The 13,662-nt window shown below is 46.1% G+C and carries 14 protein-coding genes, 1 tRNA gene and 1 pseudogene; 12 read left to right on the top strand and 4 right to left on the bottom strand.

Annotated features, from left to right (window positions below):
- Positions 1 to 112 precede the first annotated feature (112 nt).
- From ABUE20_RS13200 to ABUE20_RS13175, 6 genes and pseudogenes are all read left to right on the top strand, one after another.
- Positions 113 to 189, top strand: a tRNA-Asp gene (locus ABUE20_RS13200).
- A gap of 163 nt (positions 190 to 352) precedes the next feature.
- Positions 353 to 1,285 (top strand): adenosylcobinamide-phosphate synthase CbiB, encoded by a 933-nt coding sequence (cbiB, locus tag ABUE20_RS13195; protein ID WP_408620396.1) that lies wholly within the window; start codon positions 353 to 355, stop codon positions 1,283 to 1,285.
- A 20-nt stretch (positions 1,286 to 1,305) separates the two neighbouring features.
- A complete protein-coding gene (gene cobD / locus ABUE20_RS13190; RefSeq protein WP_408620395.1) occupies positions 1,306 to 2,307 on the top strand; it encodes a threonine-phosphate decarboxylase CobD in 1,002 nt (333 codons plus the stop codon).
- Positions 2,304 to 2,807, top strand: a pseudogene (gene cobU / locus ABUE20_RS13185) (bifunctional adenosylcobinamide kinase/adenosylcobinamide-phosphate guanylyltransferase); the annotation flags it as partial. The gene cobD and the pseudogene cobU, both read left to right, overlap by 4 nt.
- Positions 2,808 to 2,861: 54 nt before the next feature.
- Positions 2,862 to 4,316 carry a cobyric acid synthase gene (locus ABUE20_RS13180; RefSeq protein ID WP_408620408.1) on the top strand — a complete coding sequence of 485 codons (1,455 nt, stop codon included), beginning with the start codon at positions 2,862 to 2,864 and terminating at the stop codon, positions 4,314 to 4,316.
- Entirely contained in the window at positions 4,313 to 5,638 is a 1,326-nt protein-coding gene (locus ABUE20_RS13175; RefSeq protein WP_408620394.1) for a cobyrinic acid a,c-diamide synthase CobB, read from the top strand. Before ABUE20_RS13180 ends, ABUE20_RS13175 begins: the two co-directional genes overlap by 4 nt.
- On the opposite strand, the gene ABUE20_RS13170 is transcribed toward ABUE20_RS13175, so the two are convergent.
- Positions 5,620 to 6,129, bottom strand: coding sequence for a DUF4823 domain-containing protein (locus ABUE20_RS13170; protein WP_408620393.1), 510 nt, complete (start codon positions 6,127 to 6,129; stop codon positions 5,620 to 5,622). The genes ABUE20_RS13175 and ABUE20_RS13170 overlap by 19 nt on opposite strands.
- A 522-nt stretch (positions 6,130 to 6,651) precedes the next feature.
- Here ABUE20_RS13170 and ABUE20_RS13165 point away from each other — a divergent pair.
- From ABUE20_RS13165 to ABUE20_RS13155, 3 genes are all read left to right on the top strand, one after another.
- Complete coding sequence (locus tag ABUE20_RS13165; RefSeq protein ID WP_408620392.1) at positions 6,652 to 7,281, top strand: LuxR C-terminal-related transcriptional regulator; 630 nt, start codon at positions 6,652 to 6,654, stop codon at positions 7,279 to 7,281.
- A gap of 129 nt (positions 7,282 to 7,410) precedes the next feature.
- The gene (lpcA, locus tag ABUE20_RS13160; RefSeq protein WP_408620391.1) at positions 7,411 to 7,989 is read left to right on the top strand and encodes a D-sedoheptulose 7-phosphate isomerase; all 579 of its coding nucleotides are present in this window, start codon (positions 7,411 to 7,413) and stop codon (positions 7,987 to 7,989) included.
- Positions 7,990 to 8,015: 26 nt separating this feature from the next.
- Entirely contained in the window at positions 8,016 to 8,801 is a 786-nt protein-coding gene (locus ABUE20_RS13155) for a class II glutamine amidotransferase (RefSeq protein WP_408620390.1), read from the top strand.
- A 94-nt stretch (positions 8,802 to 8,895) separates the two neighbouring features.
- Here ABUE20_RS13155 and purN read toward each other — a convergent pair whose 3' ends face one another.
- Both purN and purM read right to left on the bottom strand, forming a co-directional pair.
- Positions 8,896 to 9,540 carry a phosphoribosylglycinamide formyltransferase gene (gene purN / locus ABUE20_RS13150; RefSeq protein WP_408620407.1) on the bottom strand — a complete coding sequence of 215 codons (645 nt, stop codon included), beginning with the start codon at positions 9,538 to 9,540 and terminating at the stop codon, positions 8,896 to 8,898.
- A gap of 4 nt (positions 9,541 to 9,544) precedes the next feature.
- Complete coding sequence (purM, locus tag ABUE20_RS13145) at positions 9,545 to 10,585, bottom strand: phosphoribosylformylglycinamidine cyclo-ligase (RefSeq protein WP_408620389.1); 1,041 nt, start codon at positions 10,583 to 10,585, stop codon at positions 9,545 to 9,547.
- 160 nt (positions 10,586 to 10,745) lie between these two features.
- Here purM and upp point away from each other — a divergent pair, with 160 nt between their 5' ends.
- From upp to hda, 3 genes are all read left to right on the top strand, one after another.
- Complete coding sequence (gene upp, locus ABUE20_RS13140; protein WP_408620388.1) at positions 10,746 to 11,372, top strand: uracil phosphoribosyltransferase; 627 nt, start codon at positions 10,746 to 10,748, stop codon at positions 11,370 to 11,372.
- A gap of 41 nt (positions 11,373 to 11,413) precedes the next feature.
- The gene (locus tag ABUE20_RS13135) at positions 11,414 to 12,433 is read left to right on the top strand and encodes a DUF8605 domain-containing protein (protein WP_408620387.1); all 1,020 of its coding nucleotides are present in this window, start codon (positions 11,414 to 11,416) and stop codon (positions 12,431 to 12,433) included.
- 175 nt (positions 12,434 to 12,608) lie between these two features.
- Entirely contained in the window at positions 12,609 to 13,313 is a 705-nt protein-coding gene (gene hda, locus ABUE20_RS13130) for a DnaA inactivator Hda (protein ID WP_408620386.1), read from the top strand.
- Here the strand turns inward: hda and arsC are convergent.
- A complete protein-coding gene (gene arsC / locus ABUE20_RS13125; RefSeq protein WP_408620385.1) occupies positions 13,308 to 13,658 on the bottom strand; it encodes an arsenate reductase (glutaredoxin) in 351 nt (116 codons plus the stop codon). The two genes, hda and arsC, sit on opposite strands and share 6 nt — an antisense overlap.
- Positions 13,659 to 13,662: the final 4 nt, after the last annotated feature.

Raw genomic sequence — 13,662 nt, 5'->3', positions numbered from 1 at the left:
GAGTGGTAGTTCAGTTGGTTAGAATACCGGCCTGTCACGCCGGGGGTCGCGGGTTCGAGTCCCGTCTACTCCGCCAAATTTCAACAAAATTGGATACATCTGTATTCCTTGTGGAGTGGTAGTTCAGTTGGTTAGAATACCGGCCTGTCACGCCGGGGGTCGCGGGTTCGAGTCCCGTCTACTCCGCCAGTTTCCAGAAAAAGCCTCCCTTGTGGAGGCTTTTTCGCATCTACAGTTTTTAAATCTTTCTCTAATTCTCTTGAATTTTATTCATACTGTCGGAATCTTCTGCGGCTTTATGACTATTTCGATATACTTCTTTTTTATTTAAAACATCAAGGATTTATCGGTAATGGACTGGTTTATCCAACAGACTTTCGCTGTGACAATCGCGATCATTCTGGATCGTGTATTTGGCGAACCTCGGCGATTTCATCCGTTAGTTGGTTTTGGTCTTTGTGCCAGTCGCGTACAGGCCTATCTTAATCAAGGTGAGCATCGATTCGCGAAGGGGATCTTCGGTTGGTGTATTTTGGTTGTGCCTTTTGCATGGGGTGCTGGTGTGATTCACTGGTCTTTGCCTACTGTTGGGGCCGTTGGTTTGAGTGCGGTCATTACCTGGTTTAGTATCGGGGGTAAAAGTATGCAGCAACATGCACAGGCTGTGGCACGTCCTCTGCAAGCTGGGCTTTTGGAACAAGCACGGCTACGAGTCAGCTATATTGTGAGTCGGGATTGCGAGTCCATGAACGAACAGCAAATTGCATCTGCAACGGTCGAATCAGTTTTAGAAAATGGTCAGGATGCCGTATTTGGTGCGATATTTTGGAGTTTTTGTTTGGGCCCTTTGGGGGGTGTTTTATTTCGGCTTGCGAATACACTCGATGCCATGTGGGGCTATCGTACTGAACAATATCGATATTTTGGTTGTTTTGCTGCCCATATGGATGACGTATTAGGTTTTGTTCCCGCACGGTTAACGGCGCTGAGTTATTGCCTCTGCGGGCAGTTTCGTCTGGGATGGCAGTGTTGGCGAACTCAGGCTCGGCAGTGCGCCAGCCCTAATGGTGGCCCGGTGATGTGTGCTGGCGCTGGCGCGTTAGCCATCATTATTGGGGGACCGGCACAGTATTTTGGCAAACTTAAAGATAAACCGTTCATGGGCTGCGGGAAAACCGTGACCGGACCAGACATTGAACGCAGTTGTCAGTTGCTGTGGCGTGCTCAGTTATTGTGGCTAGCGGTCACATGGAGTTTCGTTATTCTGTGGGCATGGTTGGGGTAGCGTTTATGGATGGAGTTGTTATGTTAGAACATGGGGGACGACTGAAACAGTTTGCTTGTCGTTATCAGCGCCCGGTTGAGCAGTGGGTCGATCTGTCAACTGGCGTTAGTCCGCGCAGCTATCCATTAGCCGCTCCCCCTCAAGAAGTTTGGTGGCATCTGCCTGAGTCTTCAACGGCTCTGTTAGATGCTGCGCGGCAGTACTATCAACAATCTTCACTATTGGCTGTAGCGGGCTCGCAAGCGGCTATTATGGCACTTCCGATAATACTGGCAGAACAGTTTGCTGCTCCGCTTAAGGTTTTGTTGCCCAGACTGGGTTATCAGGAACATCATCAGGCGTGGCGAACCTGTGGTGCTGTGATCCGTTATTTTGACGAAAAGCCCAGTGACGATGATTTAGATTGGTGTGATGTGTTGTTGGTGATCCATCCGAATAATCCAGCGGGTTGGCAGTATCACCCCGATGAACTTTTAAACTGGCAGCAGCAATTGCAAGCTCGGGGAGCTTGGATAATTATTGATGAGGCGTTTATTGACGTCACGCCAGATTTATCTGTGTCAGCACAGGCTCAGCAGCCGGGATTGATCGTGCTGCGATCGATTGGCAAATTTTTTGGATTAGCTGGAGCTCGAGGTGGATTTGTGTTGGCCAATGCGACGTTATTATCCCGGCTTGAGCAGTATTTGGGCCCCTGGAGCGTCAGTGGACCGACCCAATGGGCCATGACGCAAGCGTTAAGTGATTTAAGCTGGCAACATCAGCAGCGTGACGACTTAATCACGGCCGGACAGCGTTTGGCCGATTTACTGAGCCGCTATTTTTCTGGTGTCGTGAACTGCCATCTGTTTTGCCGAGTTCCTTTGAAAGCGGCAACGGATTATTTTGAGCAATTTTGTCAGGATGGTATTTTGCCACGATTAACGGATGAGCGGGATGCGCTACGCTTTGGCCTGCCGCAGAGTGAAACACATTGGCAACGCTTGCAAGCGAGTTGCCAGCGACTAGTAGAGATCTTATGAGCATCCATGTGGAGTTGATTTTAGGGGGCGCGCGCAGTGGCAAAAGTCGTTACGCCGAAGCGCGTGCCACTACAATGGGATTACCTGTCTGTTATATTGCCACTGCTCAGGCCTGGGATGATGAGATGCGGGCTCGAATCGAGCATCATCAGAACAGCCGCCCCCCCAATTGGATGACGATAGAATCCCCTCTGGAATTAGCTCAAACCATTCGCCGTCATAGTCGAGTGGATAATTGTCTATTAGTCGATTGTTTAACCCTGTGGGTGACCAATCAACTCACCCAAAATGAAGCCGGTTGGCCAATGGCTCGGGATGAACTGTTGCAGGCGTTACAGAATGCTCAGGGAAGCGTGTTATTAGTGTCTAATGAAGTGGGGCAAGGTGTGGTGCCTTTGGGTGAACTCAGCCGCCGGTTTGTGGATGAATCGGGATGGCTCCATCAGCAGATTGCAGCTATAGCGCATCGGGTGATCATGGTGAATGCAGGATTGCCTCAGGCTTTAAAAGGCTTATTACCCGAGTTAACGCAGCCAGTTAGAAAGCCCGAATCAATGGCGGCATTGATGGTACAGGGCACAACCTCCGATGCCGGGAAAAGTGTCTTAGTGGCTGGTTTAGGACGGTTGTTAGCTCGCAAAGGGATTAAGGTCGCACCGTTTAAACCGCAAAATATGGCACTCAACAGTGCCGTGACGGCCGATGGCGGCGAGATTGGTCGTTCTCAGGCGCTGCAAGCTCAAGCATGTTATGTTGACCCCTCCACGGATATGAATCCGGTGTTATTGAAGCCGAATACCGATATCGGTGCGCAGGTGATTATCCGGGGAAAAGCGTATGCCAATATGGATGCCGTGCAATATCACGCGTTTAAGCCGCAACTCTTAACCTCCGTCTGTCAGTCATTTGCGCGTCTTAAAGCGCAGTATCAGGTGGTGTTGGTTGAAGGTGCCGGAAGCCCGGCAGAGATTAATCTGCGTGAGCATGATATTGCCAATATGGGGTTTGCCGAGGCGGTGGATATTCCGGTTATCATTGTGGCAGATATTGACCGAGGTGGTGTCTTTGCTCATCTTTATGGAACCTATGCATTGCTCAGTGGCTCGGAGCAGCAGCGTATTGCCGGATTTGTGATCAATCGTTTTCGTGGTGATGTTGCGCTGCTCAAACCGGGCTTAGATTGGTTAGAAGCACAAACCGGAAAACCAGTGCTGGGGGTGATCCCTTATCTAACGGATCTGGTGCTGGATGCTGAAGATGCGCTCAGTGCTCAACAAACGGCGGGAGAAAGGAAGCTTAAAGTTGTGGTGCCCGTCTTTAAACGGATCAGTAACCATACGGATTTTGACAGCTTGCGGCAGCACCCACAGGTCGATTTTCACTATCTGCGCGCGGGGGAACCTTGGCCAGCCGCTGATTTGGTGATCTTACCGGGGTCCAAAAGTGTTCGCAGCGATCTCGATTTTTTGAGAGCGCAAGGATGGGATCAAGCATTGCTGGATCACCTGCGATATGGCGGAAAAATCTTAGGCATCTGTGGGGGCTATCAGATGTTGGGCGAAATGATCGCGGATCCATGGGGAACGGAAGGTGAACCGGGGCAGAGCGAAGGGCTGGGATTACTCCCGGTTGTGACCACACTGTCTCAGGAGAAACAGTTGCGCAATGTGACTGCAACCCTGCTGCTCTCTGAGCAACAACCGGTCGCGGTCAAAGGTTATGAAATCCACGTTGGGGTCAGTCGGGTTGCAGAGGCGAAGCCATTATTACAGAGGGCTGATGGCCAAGTTGATGGAGCGATCAGCTCAGATCAAAAGGTGATGGGATGTTACTTACATGGGTTGCTGGATCAGCCACAGGCGCTTAACGCCATTTTGAAATGGGCTGGCCTAGACTCTGAGATCGAAGTCGATCTCAATGCATTACGGGAGCAGTCATTAAATCGGCTGGCTGATGTGCTAGAAAAGCATCTTCACCTGGAGCAACTTTGGCCGGAGTATGATCAATGAGTCAATGTCCTGCATTATTGATTAGCGCCACGTCATCGGGGAGTGGTAAGACGTTGGTGACCGCTGCGTTAGCGCGTTACTATCGAAATCAGGGGCTGAACGTTCAGGTATTTAAGTGTGGTCCTGATTTTATCGATCCACAATTTTTGGCATTAGCCAGTGGCCAGAATGTTTATCAGCTCGATCTATGGATGATGGGGAAATCCCATTGTCAGAATTTGTTAGCTACTGCCGCTCAGCATCAGGATTTGATTTTAATCGAAGGGGTGATGGGACTCTTTGATGGCGATGATTCCAGTGCTGATCTGGCGGTGTGGCTGGATATTCCGGTCGTGACGGTGATCGATAGTCACGCCATGGCTCAGACGTTTGGGGCGATTGCACTTGGGCTTTCCGAGTATCGACCGGAGCTTAAATTATGGGGAGTTTTGGCCAATCAGGTGGGCTCTGAAGGGCATGGTCGATTGCTGGCCGAGAGTTTACCCGCGTCGTTGGCCTGGCTTGGCGCTTTACCTAAAGATCCCCAGCTAGCGCTTCCTGAGCGTCATTTAGGCTTAGTACAAGCGCAAGAGATTGCAGATATTGAACAACGCATTGAAGCGGCTAGTCGCTGGATCGCAAGTGCCGTCAGTGAAGTTACAATTCCGCCCCATCAGTGGCCTGGATCCGTTGCTACTGAGTGCAATACAGTATTGGAGCTGGCCGGTATTCGTATTGCGGTGGCTAAAGACCGTGCTTTTAGTTTTATCTATCAGGGCAATATCGACTGGTTGCTTCAGCAAGGGGCTCAGATTTGCTATTTTGCTCCGGTTGATGGTGAACCGTTACCGGAGTGTGATGCGCTGTACTTACCGGGTGGATATCCCGAATTGTATCTAAGCAAACTCGCTTCACGGATCGTGTTAAAACAGCAAATTATGGCCCATTTCCAGTTGGGAAAACCTATTCTGGCTGAGTGTGGCGGCATGCTTTATTTGCAGCAGCAACTGACGAACTTAGCTGGGGAAACAATGCCTGGTTGTGGGCTCTTAGATGGTTCCAGCCAGATGCACGAACGGTTGCAGGAGTTAGCGAAGGTTCAGTTAGATATTGAGATTGACTCTGTTTCATACCAGCTGCGTGGACACTGTTTCCATTATTCATCCACGCACTGTGAGGCTCCAATCTTTGGGTATCCAGTATCCCAAAGGGGGAAAACCATGAGTCCTGTTTGGCAGGTTAATGGTTTAATCGCAGGTTATGTGCACTGGTACTTTGCATCATCACCTGCTTTTTTCGTGAACTTTTGGCGTGGGCTCAGCGATTATGAGGGGTCTTTATAAAAGGCATCAATCGCTGCTTTCACTGAACCACTGAGAAGCTCATGTTCTGTGTGGCTCCCTCCGATCATGACACTACTGGAGCCAGAACTAATGATTTGAGTCGCGATGACCTGCCGTGAAGCAACATCGTAAATGGCGATTTTTAGTTCCGGAACATCCTTCTGTCCGGCTCCATTTGCAGCCTGATTATCCCAGAATACAAATTGAGGCGAAACGTAGTAGCTATAGCCTTGAATTTTTGGACCGGCGAGACAATCGACACTGGAACAGCTTGGTGAGTAAAGCACATGTTTGGTATGTGCTTTGAAAGCCTGCTGCAGAGCAAGCGCCGCACTATTGATCCGTTCCTGATTTTGTTTAGGGCCATTAATCGCCTGACGGACCTGACTTATAAATACGCCTTGGTTGGCTTTAAGTACGGCAGTCCATCCCGATGTCGTGAATAGGGCTAAGCCAAGTAATAATGCGATTTTGTAAAAAGATCTAAACATATACCGTCATATGATGATGAAAAGTACATTGATAGTGAAGCAACTTGCGACTGAAAACAACCTACGTTCAATAAACCCGTACTGATAAAAGTGATTCTTTTGGATGTTTTTCAATCAATAAAATAAGATTATTTCGTTAATCTTTTTTACTCTATAGATAATGAATAATTCATTAAAAAAGGCTAATATTAAAGTATTACGATTTGTGTTTAACTATTTGATTTTAAATCTTTAATTAAGATTATGTGTATATCTCAACGGTGGCCGTTAGTATTAGTCTGGAACGCAAAGTTTACACTTTGGACCCTTTTCCTTCTTCCTCAGGAGCTCCGCTCTGGTTACTGGATGAATTCCTGATAAAATTTTCATCCATACGGAGCTTAAGTGCGTTAGTTCCTCTACATCATCGGGCATACTTGTTAGTTCATGCTACTCTGGAATTGTTAAACGAATTAGTTCTTTTGAGTGGGGGATGCTAGCAAACGAGTATCAGTTAAGATACTTCAACGGGAGAGATATACCATGGCCAATAAATTGATTTTGATATCGTCAGGTGGCGTTTTCTCATCTGCTTTAATGAATCACCTATCCTCTGCACTTGCAATGGATTACAAAATTTGTGTGACTCCTAGTGATTTTACGATTGAGGATCACGATTATATCGTCATGATCGATTATCAAACTGTAAAAGCAGTGAATAGTCCTTGGTTTGAATTCTTTTCACCATACAATAGCCATCTAAAAATATTATTACTGGATTATCCTGAGCAGGAGCCACTGGATGTCGTCAGTAATTTAAGTAATGTCTGTGGAGTTTTCTTCAGTAGTGATTCTTTGGATATCCTGGAGAAAGGGATCCGTAAAGTGATGGACGGTGAAATGTGGTTCGGTCGTCAGTTAGTCGGTGAATTACTCCAGTTGTATAAACGTAAATCAGGAGAAGATGCTCCGGTTAAGCGGGTTAAAATTTCTCCACGGGAAATCGAAGTACTACGTTGTCTGGCGATTGGCTGCTCTAATTATGATGTGGCACAAAAACTTCATTTAAGTGAAAATACGGTCAAGTCTCACTTATTTAATATTTTCCGTAAATTGAATGTGAAAAATCGAACTCAGGCTGTGTCTTGGTTTAATAATCATTACAGTGTGTAATATTGATTATTAATATTCCATTTAAAAATGGGAACAAGTTCTGAATTTTAAATGATTTAATCCGGTGATAATGAGTTAGCCTGAAAAAAACAGTATAATGTGATCAATTCTTATTGATGGGGCTAATTCATGAGTCGTGATTTAATCATTGCGGAGCTTACCGAAGCATCACAAGTTTTATCTCAGTTTATTAATGATTCCGCTAATATTGAAGCGATTGAGCAGGCCGCTGATCTGATTGCTCAGAGTTTTAAAAAAGGTGGAAAAGTGATCTCTTGCGGAAACGGGGGCTCTCATTGCGATGCGATGCATTTTGCTGAAGAGCTCACTGGACGCTATCGAGAAAATCGTCCAGCTTATCCGGCGATTGCCATCTCTGATCCCAGTCATATTTCTTGTGTCGGAAATGATTACGGCTTTAATGATATTTTCTCTCGTTACATTGAAGGGCTCGGTCAGACCGGGGATATCTTATTAGGCATTACGACCAGCGGTAATTCAGCCAATATTATTAAAGCGATTGATGTTGCCCACAGCAAAGGGATGAAAGTTGTTTTACTCACGGGTAAAGATGCGGGTAAATTAGCCGGTGTGGCGGATTGTGAGATCTGTGTGAAACATTTTGGCTATGCAGATCGTATTCAAGAAATTCATATCAAAGTGATTCATATATTAATCCAGTTAATTGAACAAAAAATGGCAGCATAGGCTCCGTTCACGAAGAGGTTTTGGTCATGTGTGAGTTGTTGGGCATGAGTGCCAATGTTCCAACAGATATCTGTTTTTCTTTCACCGGGCTGGTTCAGCGTGGCGGTCATACTGGACCCCATAAAGATGGTTGGGGAATTACCTTTTACGAAGGGAAAGGATGTCGGAGTTTTAAAGATCCTGCACCGAGTGCGGAATCAGAAATTGCTAAAATGGTGCTTAATTATCCGATTAAAAGCTGTGCGGTTGTGAGCCATATTCGTCAGGCTAATCGGGGGGGCGTTAGTTTAGAAAACACTCATCCATTTACCCGAGAACTGTGGGGAGAAAACTGGACTTACGCACATAATGGGCAACTGAAGGATTATGAATTACTCGATACCGGGTTTTATCATCCCATCGGGCAAACCGATAGCGAGTTGGCTTTCTGCTGGATTTTAGAACAGCTCCGTCAACATTATCCGCAAAAACCGCCGCAGATGCAGGAAGTTTTTGGGTTTATCGCATCGCTGGCAGACCAGTTGCGTCAGCTGGGGGTCTTTAATATGTTATTGAGTAATGGAGAGTATGTGATGGCCTATTGCTCAAATAATCTGCATTGGATTACACGGCGAGCCCCATTTGGACAAGCACGTTTGCAGGATGCTGATGTAACGGTTGATTTTCAAACTCAAACCACACCTGATGATGTCGTCACAGTGGTTGCGACTCAACCTCTTACCAGTAACGAATCATGGCAAAGAATGGCCTCAGGAGAATATACGGTATTTTATCTGGGGGAATTAGTGATGAATCGAGTACAAGCGTCGTAAGGAGCGATAGCCCGCCTTCAGGGCATGTTAGCTACAGATTTTTGTTGGGTCGTAAAAACGGAAAAAGCCATGTGTTCATGGCTTTTTTTATTGGTTATTCTTCATCATCTGCATAGCCGTGTTTGCCAATAGGCTTTTCATCCAGCCATGCTTGACCGTCATGCATACACAATCGATCTTGGCAAAACCACTGGACGACGACGGGATAGTTAACCAGCTCTTGCTGATTGACTCTCTCAGCCAACGAATCGGCATCATCATCTGCAAAGACTGGAACTTTGGCTTGTAAAATGATAGGGCCACCATCGAGTTCACTGGTCACGAAGTGAATACTACATCCATGTTCAGGATCGTTGGCATCGATGGCTCGCTGGTGGGTATTTAACCCGGGATACTTAGGTAACAGCGAGGGATGAATGTTTAGCATCCGGCCTTGATAATGAGTGACTAGCTCGGGGGTTAAAATACGCATGAAGCCTGCCAGAACAATCAGATCAATCTGGTAATCATCCAATAGTTCTCGGAGCGCTTCATCATAATCCGCTCGTTGCGGGTAATCGGTACGGGTCAATACCGCAGTATCGATTCCCGCTTCAGCGGCTCGGGTCAGCCCATAAGCCTTATGCTGACTACTGACTACGACTTCAATTTGGCCATCAATCTGCTGTCGATGACAACCATCAATGATAGCTTGAAGATTACTGCCGTACCCCGAAATGAGTACGGCAATTCGCTTCAGTGTATTAGGCGATGACAACTTTTGCCTCGTTTGCTTCGGCTGTTTCGATATGGCCGATCTGCCAAGCAGATTCACCCGCTTGAGTAAGGATCTCAATCGCTAGTGATGCTTTATCCTGTGGGAGGGCGATGATTAGTCCAACACCACAGTTGAATGTCCGGTACATTTCTTCCCGAGAGACATTGCCATTTTCTTGAAGCCAATGGAAAATTTCTGGCCATTGCCAGCTGCTTTCATCAATAACAGCTTTGGTCCCATCAGGAAGCACCCGGGGGATATTTTCCCAGAAACCACCACCGGTAATATGCGATAACGCATGCACCTGAACTTGTTGAAAGAGCTCCAGAGCTGCTTTGACATAAATCCGGGTGGGAGTCAGTAAGGTTTCACCTAGGGTACTGTCACCAAATGCTTGATTTGGATCTTGTCCTGAGACTTCTAGGATTTTACGAACCAGAGAATAACCATTGGAATGAGGGCCACTCGAAGCAACAGCAATCAAGGTATCACCATCAGTGACTTGGCTACCGTCAATGATTTCAGATTTTTCGACCACACCCACACAAAAGCCAGCAATATCATAATCTTCACCATGATACATACCGGGCATTTCGGCTGTTTCACCACCAATTAAGGCACAGCCGGCTTGTTCGCAGCCATGACCGATTCCAGCTACAACATCTGCCGCTGTGTCAACATCCAGTTTACCAGTAGCATAGTAATCTAAGAAGAACAGTGGTTCGGCTCCCTGAACAATCAGGTCATTGACACACATAGCGACGAGATCAATACCGACACTATCATGTTTTTTGAGATCCATTGCCAAACGCAATTTCGTCCCGACACCATCTGTCCCGGCAACTAAAACCGGTTCTCTATATTTATTAGGCAGTTGGCAAAGGGCGCCGAAACCACCTAATCCACCCATAACTTCTGGGCGTTGAGTTTTCTTGGTGACACCTTTAATGCGTTCAACAAGTGCATTACCAGCATCGATATCGACACCAGCATCTTTGTAACTTAATGGGGGAGTTTGCTTACTCACAGTTATACCTTGTTGCTATGGGGTTTACAAAACGAGCATATTCTAACAGTGTTCGCAACTGGCGAACAGTAGTGACTGAAGAACAGCGACATTTTCCTCAATTCCTGTAAAATTAAACAGGAGATAAATAAATTGAATTATTTTTAAGTAGGGAGCACCAATGAAAGTATACGAAGTGAAACACCCTCTGATCCGCCATAAATTAGGGCTGATGCGTGAATCGGACATCAGTACTAAACGTTTTCGCGAATTAGCGAAGGAAGTTTCCAGTTTACTTACATATGAAGCGACATCAACTCTGGAAATGGAAGATGTCACTATTGATGGATGGGCGGGGCCGGTTACCGTTGAACAAATCAAAGGTAAAAAAGCGACAGTCGTACCTATTTTGCGTGCAGGATTAGGGATGATGGATGGTGTGTTAGAGCATATGCCATCGGCTAAAGTAAGCGTTGTCGGAATTTACCGTAATGAAGAAACTCTGGAACCTGTCCCTTATTTTGAAAAATTGGTAGGGCAGATTGATGAGCGGTTGGCGTTAGTGGTTGATCCGATGCTGGCAACCGGTGGTTCGATGATCGCAACTGTGGATTTGCTCAAAGCTAAGGGATGTAAAAATATCAAGGTGTTAGTTCTGGTTGCTGCGCCGGAAGGTTTAAAAGCTTTGGAAAAAGCGCATCCAGATCTGGAACTTTACACAGCATCAATCGATCAAGGCCTGAATTCAAAAGGGTATATCATGCCTGGTCTAGGTGATGCCGGTGATAAAATCTTTGGAACTAAATAATTTTAAAATCTGTTTGTAGTGAGTTAAGGAGCCGTATTCAGATGCTGAAAAAAGGTTTTATTCTTTTTTTATGGTTGTTGTTCTGCCATACGGCTTGGGCGGTCAGCAATGTGGATCCGTATCAATTGCAGATCCCTTCATCGGGTCAATTAGACCAAGATCAGCAACAGGCCTTTAAACAATTGATCGTGCGGGTGACGGGGAGTGATCAAGCATTGACGAACCCGGTTATTGAAAAAGCAGAAAGTAAAGCGGGTAATTATTTGCAGCAATATGCCTATCTTCAGCAAAATGGTCAGTCGATGATATCCGTCCAGTTTAACCGACTTCAGATTGAAAAAGTGCTTACGGAAGCTAAAGTACGGTTTTGGGGCGTTCAGCGGCCGCTCATGGTCATTTGGGATGTCAAAGAGCACGATGGACAACGTGATTTTGTCGCCGATGGTTCTGATGAAGGGGATGTATTACGTCAACAGGCTCAGCAGTATGCCCTTCCGGTGTTATTACCGGTGATGGATTTGGATGATTCGATGGTCATTCGAACTTCGGATGTCTGGGGGGGATTCACCGCTCCGGTGATTCAAGCTAGCCATCGTTATGCTGCCGATATTGCATTATTGATAAAACAATATGCGGATGTTGATAAAACCCAAATTTTAGATTGGCAATTATTGGATCTGAGAACGTCACAAAGCTTAGGGTCGGGTCAGCAACGGTCTCTGGAACTGGGACAGAATATTCAGGCAGATATGTGGGCTGCAGTTGCCGATGCTTTGGCCGCTCATTTTGCAGTAGTTCGCTCGGATACTTTAGGTGAACGGATTGAATTAACGTTCACTCAGGTGAATGATTTCAGCGAGTATCATCAAATTGATACGTTTTTGAGTACCCAACCGAGTGTGGGAACCTCGCAGTTGATCGCTGTGTCAGGCCATGACTATACCTTTTCTGTGCAGTTGCTGAGTCAATGGCAGGAATTAAAAAATGCGTTGGATCTGACGGGGGAATTTAAGGTTGACCCTCAAAATCCTTATTTATACCAATATCAGTCAGATAAGTAGACGTTGTGTGGGTGACTATCATAAAAAAGTTGCCATTTATCAGCTTTGGAAATTGTATTGAAATGGGTTTTTTATAGCCATGTCGTGTGGTTTGGCTGTGATAATCTCCGGGTCTTGTTCATTAATCGGGTGAGCTGTATAATCACTGCGAATTATTTAGGGTTTAAACTATCCTTTGACTAGATCGCCTCAATTATCACTTCCGGTTCATTTACCGGATGACGAAACATTTGCCAGTTTTTACGCTGGTGAAAATATGCAGCTGCTAGCAGCGCTGCGTAACCTTGCTCTGGATCAGGGCGAACGCATTGTCTATATTTGGGGAGCACCGGATTCGGGTCGTTCTCATTTGCTGCATGCCTGTTGTGCTGAAATGAATAGTAGCGATGCAGCAACCGCTTATTTGCCTTTGGATATGCATGCCATGATGCATCCTGGTTATCTGGATGGTTTAGAATCAATGGCGTTGGTATGTCTGGATAATATTGATGCTGTCGCCGGTGATAAAGACTGGGAAACTTCTATTTTTAATTTCTATAACCGTCGGAAAGAATTATCTGATGCCACCCGGCTTATCGTCACTGCGAATGCTCCAGCGCATCAATTAAGTTGGGCATTACCTGATTTAGCCTCCCGTTTAAGTTGGGGGATCACTTATCGGTTAATTGAGCTGGATGATGCCCAAAAATTGAGTGCGCTGCAGCTGCGAGCTGAACTGCGTGGTTTAAAAATGCCGCTGGAGGTCGCTCGATTTTTGATTAAGCGGATTTCCCGCGATATGCCTACACTACTCAATGCATTGGATCAGTTAGATCGGGCTTCGATCACTGAGCAGCGTAAATTGACCGTCCCTTTCGTCAAGGAAACACTGGGTTTATAAAATCGTCAGTACTTGTTCCGGTGGGCGCCCAATGATGGCTTTATTACCGTGAACGACAATGGGGCGCTCGATGAGTTTGGGGTGAGCGATCATTATGTCAATTAGTTCTGCATCCGAAAGCGGTTGATCTGCAATATTCAATTCTGTGAACAAACTTTCTTTTTGCCGCATTAACTGCATGGGGCTATAACCCAGTTTTTGGAGAAGACCTTTTAATGTCGCCGCATCGGGTGGTGTTTTTAAATACTCGATAATCGTTGGTGTGATCCCTTGTTGTTCTAATAGTTTTAATGTCTCTCTGCTTTTTGAACATCGGGGATTATGATAGATAGTGATTTCGGACATATTT

It is taken from the genome of Celerinatantimonas marina, from assembly GCF_046054165.1.
In the GTDB taxonomy this organism is placed as follows: domain Bacteria; phylum Pseudomonadota; class Gammaproteobacteria; order Enterobacterales; family Celerinatantimonadaceae; genus Celerinatantimonas.
The sequence above is the reverse complement of the archived record's forward strand: the minus strand, read 5'-3'. Positions and strand labels throughout refer to the sequence as shown.

Coding starts and splice junctions, on each gene's coding strand:
- ABUE20_RS13180 (WP_408620408.1), top strand. CDS start 2,862: ATGGCGGCATTGATGGTACAGGGCACAACCTCCGATGCCGGGAAAAGT.
- ABUE20_RS13155 (WP_408620390.1), top strand. CDS start 8,016: ATGTGTGAGTTGTTGGGCATGAGTGCCAATGTTCCAACAGATATCTGT.
- ABUE20_RS13135 (WP_408620387.1), top strand. CDS start 11,414: ATGCTGAAAAAAGGTTTTATTCTTTTTTTATGGTTGTTGTTCTGCCAT.
- arsC (WP_408620385.1), bottom strand. CDS start 13,658: ATGTCCGAAATCACTATCTATCATAATCCCCGATGTTCAAAAAGCAGA.
- ABUE20_RS13165 (WP_408620392.1), top strand. CDS start 6,652: ATGGCCAATAAATTGATTTTGATATCGTCAGGTGGCGTTTTCTCATCT.
- cobD (WP_408620395.1), top strand. CDS start 1,306: ATGTTAGAACATGGGGGACGACTGAAACAGTTTGCTTGTCGTTATCAG.
- ABUE20_RS13175 (WP_408620394.1), top strand. CDS start 4,313: ATGAGTCAATGTCCTGCATTATTGATTAGCGCCACGTCATCGGGGAGT.
- ABUE20_RS13170 (WP_408620393.1), bottom strand. CDS start 6,129: ATGTTTAGATCTTTTTACAAAATCGCATTATTACTTGGCTTAGCCCTA.
- lpcA (WP_408620391.1), top strand. CDS start 7,411: ATGAGTCGTGATTTAATCATTGCGGAGCTTACCGAAGCATCACAAGTT.
- cbiB (WP_408620396.1), top strand. CDS start 353: ATGGACTGGTTTATCCAACAGACTTTCGCTGTGACAATCGCGATCATT.
- upp (WP_408620388.1), top strand. CDS start 10,746: ATGAAAGTATACGAAGTGAAACACCCTCTGATCCGCCATAAATTAGGG.